The organism is Actinoplanes sp. NPDC026619 (assembly GCF_040638295.1).
Lineage (GTDB): Bacteria > Actinomycetota > Actinomycetes > Mycobacteriales > Micromonosporaceae > Actinoplanes.
This window is the reverse complement of sequence record NZ_JBEZYA010000015.1, coordinates 277,620-289,149: the sequence shown is the minus strand read 5'-3', so window position 1 is coordinate 289,149 and position 11,530 is coordinate 277,620. Positions and strand designations below refer to the sequence as shown.

8 protein-coding genes are annotated in these 11,530 nt (G+C 71.5%); 6 read left to right on the top strand and 2 right to left on the bottom strand.

What is annotated here, in order from left to right:
- Positions 1-191: 191 nt before the first annotated feature.
- Positions 192-713 carry a DinB family protein gene (locus tag AB0E90_RS30500; RefSeq protein WP_360413348.1) on the bottom strand — a complete coding sequence of 174 codons (522 nt, stop codon included), beginning with the start codon at positions 711-713 and terminating at the stop codon, positions 192-194.
- Positions 679-2,409 carry an alkaline phosphatase D family protein gene (locus AB0E90_RS30495; protein WP_360413345.1) on the bottom strand — a complete coding sequence of 577 codons (1,731 nt, stop codon included), beginning with the start codon at positions 2,407-2,409 and terminating at the stop codon, positions 679-681. The genes AB0E90_RS30500 and AB0E90_RS30495 overlap by 35 nt, the downstream gene beginning before the upstream one ends.
- 183 nt (positions 2,410-2,592) lie before the next feature.
- Between AB0E90_RS30495 and ftsY the strand changes: the two genes are divergently transcribed.
- From ftsY to AB0E90_RS30465, 6 genes are all read left to right on the top strand, one after another.
- Complete coding sequence (gene ftsY / locus AB0E90_RS30490; protein ID WP_360413342.1) at positions 2,593-3,783, top strand: signal recognition particle-docking protein FtsY; 1,191 nt, start codon at positions 2,593-2,595, stop codon at positions 3,781-3,783.
- 33 nt (positions 3,784-3,816) lie between these two features.
- Positions 3,817-4,614, top strand: a complete 798-nt coding sequence (locus AB0E90_RS30485; RefSeq protein WP_360413339.1) for an aminoglycoside phosphotransferase family protein — start codon at positions 3,817-3,819, stop codon at positions 4,612-4,614.
- A 251-nt stretch (positions 4,615-4,865) separates the two neighbouring features.
- Positions 4,866-6,230 carry an ammonium transporter gene (locus AB0E90_RS30480; RefSeq protein ID WP_360413336.1) on the top strand — a complete coding sequence of 455 codons (1,365 nt, stop codon included), beginning with the start codon at positions 4,866-4,868 and terminating at the stop codon, positions 6,228-6,230.
- 35 nt (positions 6,231-6,265) lie between these two features.
- On the top strand, positions 6,266-6,604 hold the full coding sequence (locus AB0E90_RS30475) for a P-II family nitrogen regulator (protein WP_360413333.1): 339 nt from the start codon (positions 6,266-6,268) through the stop codon (positions 6,602-6,604).
- Positions 6,605-6,606: 2 nt separating this feature from the next.
- Positions 6,607-8,868 (top strand): [protein-PII] uridylyltransferase, encoded by a 2,262-nt coding sequence (locus AB0E90_RS30470; RefSeq protein WP_360413330.1) that lies wholly within the window; start codon positions 6,607-6,609, stop codon positions 8,866-8,868.
- Between the two features lie 44 nt (positions 8,869-8,912).
- Entirely contained in the window at positions 8,913-11,519 is a 2,607-nt protein-coding gene (locus AB0E90_RS30465; protein WP_360413327.1) for a glycosyltransferase family A protein, read from the top strand.
- Positions 11,520-11,530: the final 11 nt, after the last annotated feature.

Below are 11,530 nucleotides of genomic sequence, written 5' to 3'. Positions count from 1 at the left end.
GCCATCAACGCCGGCATCCGCCTCATCCAACGCCGCGCCCACGGCTACGCCAACCTCGACAACCTCATCGAAATGATCCACCTCTGCCACGGCGGAATCCCGACAGAACTACCCACACCAACCCGCTAAATGGCACACCCGTACGACACTTTCCCGCGGCGGTGCATGAAGCAGCGACGACGCATGGCGGGTCAGTCGCCGGTGACGCCGTCGATGCGCTCGCGGAGGAGGTCGGCGTGGCCGTTGTGGCGGGCGTACTCCTCGATCATGTGGATGTAGACCCAGCGAAGGCTCAGCCGGTTGTCCCGGAGCGTGAACTCGTGGTCGAGAGGCAGGCCGGCCACGGCCTTGTCGGCGGCGGGGAGCTCGGCCCGGAACGCCGCCAGGTTGGCGTCGGCATCGGCATCCGCCACATCATCGAAGTCGCCGTCGATGTTGGCCTCGGAGCTGTAGAGGTCGTCGGCGGGCGTCTGGCCGGCGGCGCGGACCACGAACCAGGAGCGCTCCACCTCGGTCATGTGCCGGACCAGGCCGAGCAGGGTCAGGTTGGAGGGCTCGACGCTGGCCGACCGGAGCTGCGCAGCGGTCAGGCCGGCGCACTTGGTCAGCAGGGTCTGGCGCTGCCAGTCGAGCCAGCCCTGCAACATTGCCCGCTCGGGGCCGGTGAACGGCTCGCTCTCACGCTGCGCCTCGGGCGCGGTCCAGGTATTCATCGGCGTTATTGTCCGGGCCGTAGCCGACCTCCGCGACCGTAAATAGGTCGCCACCCTTCTCGGTGCCCTCCACCCGGACCTCGGCGGTCCGGCCGGTCAGGCGCAGGGTGCTCACCGCGTTGCCGAAGTACGGGCCGGCCAGGCGCTTCCAGGTCCAGTTGGGCCGGCGGACCCCGGCCGAGCGCGCCAGGCCGCGAACGCCCTTGGCCGCGGCGCGGGACCAGCTGAAACGCATCAGCGGGCGCATGAACGCGGGCACCTGGTTGTGCACCGGCGAGCAGGTCAGCTGCATGACCGGGGTGCGCATGGCGTCGCCGAAGTCGGCCCGAGCCACGTAGGAGTGGTGCACGTCGCCGGAGAGGACGGAGATCGTGGCGGGAGCCGCGTACGCTCCGCCGGCGCCGACCCGATGGGTCGGTGCGCCGTCACCGCCTTCGCCCAGCCGGCGGAAGAGCTCGCCCAGCGCCGCGAAGGACCGGCTGAAGGCCGCCCAGTGCTCGAGGTCGAAGGCCCGGCGGATCTTCTCCGCGTACGCGGCCACGCGCGGATTGCCGGAGTCGGCGGTGCGCTCGTTCCACGCCTCCAGGTGGTGGATCGCGGGTGGCATCAGCCACGGCAGCGACGAGCCGACGACCAGGTGGTCGTAGTCGCCGTGCGCCTGGTCGATGAACCAGGCCCACTCGTGGCCGGGCAGCATCTCGCGGGCACCCGGCGTCAGCACCCGGTTGCAGCGGTTGTCGAGCATCACCAGGCGGGTGCGGCCGAGGTCGAGGGCGAACGACCACTGGTAGCGGCCGCCAGATTCGGTGGACGCCGCACTGTCGACGGAGCGGCCGAAGTCGTGCAGCAGAACCGTCGCGTCCCCGGCCCCGAGCACCTTCTGGTAGAGCTCGTCGGCGGCCAGCGAATCCGGGGAGAGGTTGCCCAGGTGCTGGTAGACCCAGTAGGAGGCGAGACCGCCGGCGATCCGCTCGATCCACCACGACGTCGCGGCCATGTCCTGCCGCCACGATTCCGAGGTGTTCCAGTCGTCGATCAGCTCGTGGTCGTCGAAGATCATCACGCTCGGGACGGTGGAGAGCAGCCAGCGGATCTCCGGGTCGCGCCACGACTCCAGGTAGAGCTTCGTGTACTCGTCGAACGTCACCACCTGGTCGTCCGGACCCTGGTGGCCGGCCGCCCGGCGGCGCCGCAGGAAGCGTTTCACCTTGTCCGACGTGTTGTCCGCGTACACCTGGTCGCCGAGCAGCACGATCAGGTCGGGGCGCAGGTCGGGGTTCTGCGGGTCGCCCATCAGGCGCCGGGAGTAGGAATCGAGCGCGTCCGGCGGCAGGTGGCGGGCGGTGGAGTGCGGAGTCGCTTCGCGACAGGATCCGAAGATCAGGCGGACGGGTACGTCGTCGTCCTGCGCCGGGCGGGTCCGGATGACCGACGGGGGGTACGTCGAATCGGCCGCCGGCCAGACCGCACGGTCGTCCAGGAAGACGCGGTACGAACTGGCCGCGCCCGGCGTCAGGCCCTCGACGATGACGAGCGCGTAATGATGCCCGTACGCCGCAAAGGTGTTCGCCGAGCCGGCGCCGCCGCCTTCCGCCTCGACCCGCACGGTGGCCGGCTCCGTGGTTTCCACCCAGATGGTGGCGCGGTCGCCGACCACGCGCCGCAGGACGGGGCCGATGAGCAGGTGAGCGGTCACTGGACCGCCAGGGTGCGGCGCATGGGGAGAGCCTTCCACGCAGGGTTCGGGGGCGTCCCATCCTCCGTCAGAGGTGCCGGATGTCGCCACTGCACCTCCGAGATGCCGCCATCGCACGTCCGAGATACTGGCAAGGCACCTCCGACGCCACACGCCGACGGCTCATCTGTCAGGATTTCAGCCATGGAATACGTGGTCGCCGCAGTCATCCTGCTCGTCGTCCTGGTCGCCGGTGCGGTCGGCCTGATGGTGCCGCGGATGCGCCGCCGCGAGCTGCCGCCGCAGGCGGGTGGCGGGACCACGACCCTCGAGCGGCCGACCGAGGAAGAGCCGCCGCCGCTGATCGTGCCGGCCGAGGCCGACGAGGGCCTGCCGCCGCTGATCGTTGCCGAAGAGGAAGAGGAAGAGGAGCAGGCGCCGGCACCGGCGGAGCTGGAGCAGCCGGAGCCGACCGCCGGCCGCCTCGTGCGGCTGCGCGCCCGGCTGGCGCGCTCGCAGAACGCGTTCGGCCGGGGGCTGCTCAGCGTCCTGTCCCGTGATCACCTGGACGAGGACGCCTGGGAGGAGATCGAGGACAGCCTGATCACCGCGGACGTCGGCGTCGAGGCCACCCAGGCGCTGGTCGAGCGGCTGCGGGAGCGGGTCCGGGTGCTCGGCACCCGCACGGTCGCCGAGGTGCGCACCCAGTTGGCCGAGGAGCTGACCGCGGCGCTCGAGCCGGACATGGACCGCTCGCTGAAGACCACCCCGCACGACGGCCGCCCGGCGGTGGTGCTGGTGGTCGGCGTCAACGGCGCCGGCAAGACCACCACCTGCGGCAAGATCGGCCGGGTGCTGATCGCCGACGGGCGCAGCGTGCTGTTCGGCGCGGCCGACACGTTCCGGGCTGCGGCCGCCGAACAGTTGGCCACCTGGGGCGAGCGGGTCGGCGCCGAGACCGTGCGTGGCCCGGAGGGCGGCGACCCGGCCAGCGTGGCGTTCGACGCGGTCAAGCGGGGCATCGACACCGGCATCGACACGGTGCTGATCGACACGGCCGGCCGGTTGCAGAACAAGGTCGGCCTCATGGACGAGCTCGGCAAGGTCAAGCGAGTCGTGGAGAAGCACGGCCCGGTCGACGAGACGCTGCTCATCCTGGACGCGACCACCGGGCAGAACGGTCTCGAGCAGGCGCGCGTGTTCACCGAAGTGGTGGATGTGACCGGCGTCGTGCTCACCAAGCTCGACGGCACCGCGAAGGGCGGCATCGTCATCGCCGTGCAGCGCAAGCTGGGCATTCCGGTGAAGCTGGTCGGTCTGGGCGAGGGCCCGGATGATCTGGCCCCGTTCGAGCCGGCCGCGTTCGTCGAAGCGCTGCTTGGCTCCGACGGTTAGTCTCGGAGTGTCAGTGACAGAGGGAGGCCGTGGGTGACGCAGGAGCCGGTGCGGGAGATTCCGCTCCACGGCGGCAACGTCAGCACGGTCTCGCGCATCGGCGACACCGTGCGGCGCAACACCGGCCCGTGGACGCCGTCCGTGCATGCGCTGCTCAACCACCTGGAGCGGGTGGGCTTCACCGGCTCGCCGCACGCCCTCGGGGTCGACGAGAAGGGCCGTGAGGTCCTTTCCTACCTCGACGGCGAGTGCGGCGAATACCCGCTGGCCCCGCACTGGGTGACCGAGGAAGCGCTGGTCACGGTCGCGACCATGCTGCGCATGTTCCACGACGCGCAGTACGGTTTCGTGCCGCCGCCGGGTGCGGTGTGGCGCTCGTTCGGGCCGCCCCCGCCGGACACCGAGGTCATCTGCCACCACGACGCCGCGCCGCACAACGTGGTCTGGCGGCCGGACGGCACGCTCGCCCTGATCGACTTCGACCTGGCCTCGCCGGGCGCACGGATCTACGACGTGGCGTACGCGGCCTGGACCTGGGTGCCGTTGTTCAGCGACCGGGATTCGTACACTCTGGGATGGAAGCGGCCGAACCGGCCGCGCCGGCTGAGGCTTTTCGCGGATGCGTACGGGTTGATCCCGCGCGACCGCCACCGTCTCGTCCGCACCATCCGGAAGCGGATCGTCGATCACGTCGAGGGCATCCGGCGGATGGCCGCGGCCGGTGATCCGGCGTTCGTGCGGATCGTGCACAAGGGCCATCTGCGGCGCCCGATGCGGGATCTGCGGCTGCTCGATTACGAGCGCCACACCCTCGAATACGCCCTTCGTTGATCGGTTGTTGACAATCTGTCGGCTAGACCGATGTCGAAATTCCGCGAGTATTGTCCCAGTTCACGGGGTTTCGCCGACGGGGCTGTGAGAGTTTCTTCACACGTACGAAACAACCCGTCATGTGCCGGAAATCGCGCGTAGACCGTGCGTGAAACAGCAGACCGGAACGCTCTGCGCTGAACCGGCCGACTGGCGACGCCGCCGCGTGGGTCGTGTGTGAGGACACCTCAAAAATTCCGAGAGGAGGCAGCGTGGATATCGACACTGGCAATACCGCCTGGTTGCTCCTGTCGTCTGCGCTCGTTTTGCTCATGACCCCGGGTCTGGCTCTGTTCTACGGTGGCCTCAACCGGTCCAAGGGCATGCTGAACATGATGATGATGAGCTTTGCCTGTATCGGGCTCATCTCCGTCCTATGGGCCATCTACGGCTTCACGCTGGCGTTCGGGACCAACGACAGCGACGGCGCCAACAAGTTCCTCGGGAGCTTCTCCCAGTACTTCGGCTCCGGGACCACCTGGACATCCGAGATCTGGGGCACCACCGGCATCCCGACGTACGTCTTCATGGTGTTCCAGATGATGTTCGCCGTCATCACGGTCGCCCTGATCAGCGGTTCCCTTTCCGACCGCCTCAAGTTCGGCGGCTGGGTGCTCTTCGCCCTCGGCTGGTTCACCATCGTCTACGTCCCGGTCGCGCACTGGGTCTGGGGCGGCGGCTGGATCGGCGCCAAGCTGCACGCGCTCGACTTCGCGGGTGGTACGGCGGTTCACATCAACGCCGGTGCGGCGGCCCTGGCCGTCTGTCTGGTGCTCGGTAAGCGGGTCGGCTGGCCGCGGGAGAACATGCGCCCGCACAACGTGCCGTTCGTCGCGCTCGGCGCCGGTCTGCTGTGGTTCGGATGGTTCGGCTTCAACGCCGGCTCCGAGCTGACCGTCGACGGCACCACCGCGATCGCCTTCGTGAACACCCAGCTCGCTACCGCGGCGGCCCTGATGGGCTGGCTCGTCATCGAGTGGTTCCGGGACGGCAAGCCGACCATGGTCGGTGCGTCCTCCGGTGCGGTGGCCGGCCTGGTCGCCATCACCCCGGCCTGCGGCTTCGTCGCCCCGCTGCCGGCGGCCCTGATCGGCTTCATCGCCGGTGCGGTCTGCGCGCTGGCGGTCGGCCTGAAGTACAAGCTGGGCTACGACGACTCGCTCGACGTCGTCGGCGTTCACTTCGTCGGCGGATGGATCGGCTCGCTGTCCATCGGCTTCTTCGCCACCACCCAGGTCAACGGCGCGATCACCGATGTGCTCGGTGCCAAGAACGGCCTGTTCTACGGTGGCGGTGCGGAGCAGCTCGGACGGCAGTTCATCGGTAGCCTCTCGGTCACGGTCTACTCCTTCGTGGTCGCGCTGGTGCTCGCGCTCATCCTCAAGGCCGTCAAGGTCTTCCGGGTCAGCGAGGACGCCGAGATCGGTGGCATCGACATCGCCGACCACGGTGAGAGCGCGTACGACTTCACCCCGGCCGGCGGCTCGGGCGGTGGCGGCGCGTTCGCGATGGCGGGCCTCAAGCCCGGTGTCGACGCGGACGGTAAGGCTGATGTCAGCCAGAAGGTTGCCGGTTAGATTCCCGTATGACTGCTCCGAAAGAGGGACTGAGCATGAAGCTGGTGACCGCGGTCATCAAGCCGTACCAGCTCGACGCGGTGAAGGAAGCGCTGCACGCACTGGGCGTGGCCGGTTTGACCGTGAGCGAGGTACAGGGCTACGGACGGCAGAAGGGCCACACCGAGGTGTACCGGGGCGCCGAGTACACGGTGGAGTTCCTGCCGAAGATCAAGGTCGAGGTGGTTACCGACGAGATCGACGTCGAGAAGATCGTCGACGCCGTCGTCACCGCGGCACGGACCGGCAAGATCGGTGACGGGAAGGTCTGGGTGACCGGCGTGGAAGAGGTCGTCCGGGTCCGGACCGGCGAGCGCGGTCTCGACGCGCTCTAAGGATGAACAACGTGAGCGAGCCGCCGGCCGCGCCAACCGTGCCTCTCGGCGGCTCGCTCGAAAAATTGCGTGAACACATCGGCGCCGCTGCCCGGCTCGACCGGGCGGCGGCGCTCGATGCGTGGTTGACCGAGATCTTCCCCGGCCATCTGCCCGGGGTGAGCCTGCTCGCGGTCGGCGGCCTCGGCCGGCGTGACTGCGCCCCCTACAGCGACCTAGACCTGGTGCTGCTGCACAACGGCACCGCCGGGATCGACCGGATCGCCTCGGCCCTGTGGTACCCGATCTGGGACGCCCGGCTCGGCCTCGACCACTCCGTGCGCACCTTGCCGGAGGCGCTGTCGGTCGCGCACGATGACGTCAAGGTCGCCCTCGGCCTGCTCGACGCCCGGCACGTGGCCGGCGACGCGGCCCTGTCCGGCGAGCTCATCGCGGCCGCCGGCGACCAGTGGCGGCGCACCGCCGTACGCCTCATGCCGCAGCTCAAGGAAATCACCACCAGCCGCTGGGCCAGCCACGGCGAGCTCGCCTTCCTGCTCGAGGGCGACCTCAAGGAGGCGGCCGGTGGCCTGCGCGACGTGACCATTCTGCGTGGTATCGGCCGGGCCGGGGTGGCCGACACCATGCGGCCCGCGGTGCGTGCCGCCGGCCTGCGGCTGCTGGACACCCGAGACGCCCTGCACCTCGCCGTCGGCCGCCGGGTCGACCGCCTGGTGGCCCAGGAGCGCGGCACCGTGGCCGAACTGCTCGAACTCGAGGACGGCGACGCGCTGCTGCGCCGGGTCGCCGGGGACGCCCGCACGATTGCGCACGCCGTCGACGATGCCTGGCGGGCCGCCGACCGGCTCCGGGTTCGCCGCCGCGGTCAGACCAGTGGGCCGCCGACCCGCCGTCCGGTCGCCCGGGACGTGGTCGAGCAGGACGGCGAGCTGGTGCTCGCCCGTACCGCCATCGGGCCGGTCCCGGACCCCAGTCTCTCGCTGCGGGTGGCCGCCGCGGCGGCCACCGTGCGGCTGCCGATCGCCCGCGCCACCAGCGAGTGGCTTGCCGCGTTCTGCCCGCCGCTGCCCACCCCGTGGCCGGCCGCCGCCCGCGCCGCCCTGGTCTCGCTGCTCGGCTCCGGCCCCGGCCTGCTGCCCACCTGGGAGACCAGCGACCGGTACGGCCTGATCGACGCGTGGCTGCCCGAGTGGGCCCGGATGCGCAGCCTGCCGCAGCACCACCCGGTGCACCGCTTCACCCTGGACCGGCACCTGGTGCAGGCGGCTTACGAGGCCACCGCGTACGCCCGCGAGGTGGACCGCCCCGACCTGCTGCTGATCGGCGCGTTCCTGCACGACGTCGGCAAGGGTCTGCTGGGCGACCACAGCATCGTGGGCGCGCCGATCGCCGCCGACATCGCCACCCGGATCGGCCTGCCGCCGGCCGACGTGGCCACCATCGAGAAGCTGGTCCGGCTGCACCTGCTGCTGCCGGAGGTGGCCACCCGCCGTGACCTGAGCGACCCGCTGACCATCTCCACCGTGGCCGAGAAGGTCGGCGACACCGCCACCCTCGACCTGCTGCACGCGCTGGCCCGCGCCGATGCGCACGCCACCGGCCCGGCCGCCTGGTCGGACTGGAAGGGCCGGCTGATGGCCGAGCTGGTTCGCCGGGTGCACACCGCGCTGGACACCGGCGAGCTGCCCGAACCGCCGGCGCCCGACCCGGAGCTGCTCGAGGGCGACCTGCCGGCCGTGCATCTGGACGGCGACCGGGTCGCGGTGGCCGCCGCCGACCGGCGTGGCCTGCTCGGCGCGGTCGCGGCCTGCCTGGCCATGCACCGGCTCGACGTGGTCGGGGCGAACGCGTCCACGGTCGACGGCCGGGCGATCGTCGAGTTCTTCACCCAGCCGCGCTACGGCTCGCCGTACGACCCGGTGGCGCTCGCCGCCGATCTGCGCCGGGTCGCGGCCGGCGACGTGTCGGTCACCCAGCGGGTGCGGGCCCGGGCGATGAGCGCCCGGGGTGGCACCGCCGAGCCGCGCGTGGTGTGGCAACGCGACGTGGCCACCGACGCGGCCGTGCTGGAACTGCGGGCGGCCGACTCGGCCGGGCTGCTCTACCGGGTGGCAACGGCGCTCGACGAGGCCGGCGCGACCGTGCGGGCGGCCCGCATCTCCACCCTCGGAGGTGACGTGGTGGACGCGTTCTACCTGGTCGGCCCGTGGGCCGAGCAGGCCGAGCGGGACCGGGTGCAGGCAGCGGTGCTGGCCGCCGTCTGATCGACCCGGCGTCACCCACCGGCCGCAGAGGCGTTGGTCGAGGCATGCAACACCCGCAGCCATTCGGCCTGCTCGATGATCACGTCCGGGCGATCGGCCCGCGGCTCCGGCTGGCGCTGACCGCCACCGCGTCCCGCAACCGTTCCCTTGACGCCCGGCAGCTGATGGCGCGGGCTGCGCTGGGCGAAGGCAAGGGCAAGCTGGGCGAAGGCAAGGGCAAGCCGGGCGAGGCGAACACGCTCGACGAACTGCTCGCGGCTGCCCGGCGTGGCGACCGGCGCTGGCTGCGCCGCCGTCGCCGGAAGACCGATCCCGGGCTGCTGGCCGCGGTGGCCCAGATCATCGCCCTGCAGGAGCTGCTGCCGGGGGACCGGGAGGATGCGCTCGCGCTCTACGACCTGGTGCGGCGGGCGTACGGTCCACGGGCGCTGTCCCCGGCCAACCAGGCCCTGCACGCTCAGATGGCGCTCGCCTTCCACGGCCCGGAAGCGGCGAAACGGCTGCTCGGCGACTATCGGCGGATGACCGCGCACACCCGCGAGTCGCTGCGCCTGGACCTGAAGAACCCGTTCGTGGCGGACCGGCCGGCCGAGCCGTGGCTGCGCGGCTTCCAGGCGCTGGTGCCCGCGCCCGGGCCGGTGGTGGGGGCGGGCGACGGCGTGCCGTTCGACCGGCTGGCCTCGCCGGCGGCCGAGCGGGTCGAGACCCCGCACCGGGTGTCGGTGGTGGTCACCGCGTTCCGCCCGGATCGCGGGCTGCTCACCGCGGTCCGCTCGATCCTCGCGCAGAGCTGGGCCAACGTCGAGATCATCATCGTCGACGACGCGTCGCCGCCGGAGTACGACGACGTGCTGCGGGCGGCGACCGCGCTCGGCGAGCGGATCCGGCTGGTCAAGCTGAGCGTCAACGCCGGCACCTACGCGGCCCGCAACGCCGGGCTGGACGCGGCCGGCGGGGAGTTCGCCGCGTTCCAGGACTCCGACGACTGGTCCCATCCGCGCCGGCTGGAGCTGCAGGTCGCGCCGATGCTGGCGGATCGCCGGCTGGTCGCCACCACCTCGGACGGGCTGGCCGTCACCGATCAGATGCTGCTCACCCGGCCGGGCGTGCGCAGCGGCCGGTTCAACCCGTCGTCGCTGATGATTCGCCGCAACGCCGTGCTGTCCCGGGTCGGCTATTTCGACCGGGTGCGCAAGGCCGCGGACAGCGAATACATCGGCCGCATCCAGGCCGTGTTCGGCCAGCGCCGGGTGCGGCACCTCGACTCGCTGCCGCTGGCGCTGATCCGGCTGTCGACCGGCTCGCTGTCCCGTTCTGAGATCAAGCCGCACTGGATGCATCCGGCGCGGACCGCGTACAGCTCGGCCTACCTGCGTTACCACCAGCTGATCGTGGCCGGGGTCGCGTCGCCGGTGCGGCCCGCGGACGGCTCGAACCGGCCGTTCGCGGCGCCCGGGCACCTGCTCGGCGCCGATCCGGAGCGGGCCGCCGAGTACGACGTGCTCATGGTGGCCGACTGGCGGTTCCTGGAGAGCGCGCAGCGGACCGCGATCGACGAGATCGGCGCGCTGCGGGCGGCCGGGCTGCGGGTGGCGTTGCTGCACCTCGAGTCGGCCCGCGCGGTGTATCTCAAGCGTCAGCCGATCTGCGCGCCGGTCCAGGACCTGATCAACTCCGGTGTGGTGGACCGGGTCGCGCCGAGCGAGCGGGTCGACGCCGCGCTGGTGCTGGTGCGGCAGGCCGCGGTGCTGCAGTTCACCGACGGCGTGGCCAGCCGGGTCGCCGGGCAGCGGGTGGTCGTCGTGGCCGACCGGGCGCCGATTCGGGCCGACGGCGCCGACCATCGCTATGTTCCGGCGACCTGCGCCGCCGCGGCGCGGCGACTCTTCGGCGCCGACCCGGTCTGGGTTCCGCAGGACGCCGGGGTACGCGCCGCATTGCGTACGCAGGAGGGCGTGACCCTCGCCGACCGTGACCTCCCCACCGTGCTCGCCGCGCCCGGCTGGGTGGCGGATCGCGTGGGCGTCTCGGCGGGCGGCCCGGCGATCGCCGGCACCGACCTGTGCGATGCCGCCGCGTGGCCGCCCGACCTCGAGGCCACCCTGGCCGCCTGCCGCCGCCTGCCCGAGGTCGACGTACGGGTCCGGCTGCCCGACCGCCCCCGCACCGAGCCGGCCAAGTCCGGGTCGGCCAACTTCGGGCCGGCCAACTCCGGGCAGGCCAACTCCGGGCAGGCCGATCCCGGGCCGATGGCGCTGCTGCCGCGCACGTGGCTCGGCTACGAGGCCGCCGATCTCGGCCCGCGGCCGTTCCTTCACCAGCTCGACTTCTATCTGCACTTCCCGCCGCCGGAGAGCGCCGAGTGGTATTCGCGCCCGGCCCTCGAAGCGGCCGCGATGGGCTGCGTGGTGGTGATGCCGGAGCGCTATGCGGGCCTGTACGGCGATGCGGCCGTCTATTGCGGCCGGTCCGAGATCGGCCCGCTGATCGACCGCTACCGAGCCGATCCCGCGCTGTACGCCGAGCAGAGCCGCCGGGCCCGCGAGGTGGTCGCCCGAGTCTGCGATCCGGCCCTGTTCGTCGAGCGGATCATGGAGCTTTCTCCCGTAACGGCCGCCACGACGGACGCGTTACCGATGGTGACCATTTAGTCGGATTCGGG

Bases quoted from the DNA above. Each gene is read 5' to 3' on its own strand.
- AB0E90_RS30470 (WP_360413330.1), top strand. From the start codon at position 6,607: ATGAACAACGTGAGCGAGCCGCCGGCCGCGCCAACCGTGCCTCTCGGC.
- AB0E90_RS30500 (WP_360413348.1), bottom strand. From the start codon at position 713: ATGAATACCTGGACCGCGCCCGAGGCGCAGCGTGAGAGCGAGCCGTTC.
- AB0E90_RS30475 (WP_360413333.1), top strand. From the start codon at position 6,266: ATGAAGCTGGTGACCGCGGTCATCAAGCCGTACCAGCTCGACGCGGTG.
- AB0E90_RS30465 (WP_360413327.1), top strand. From the start codon at position 8,913: ATGCAACACCCGCAGCCATTCGGCCTGCTCGATGATCACGTCCGGGCG.
- ftsY (WP_360413342.1), top strand. From the start codon at position 2,593: ATGGAATACGTGGTCGCCGCAGTCATCCTGCTCGTCGTCCTGGTCGCC.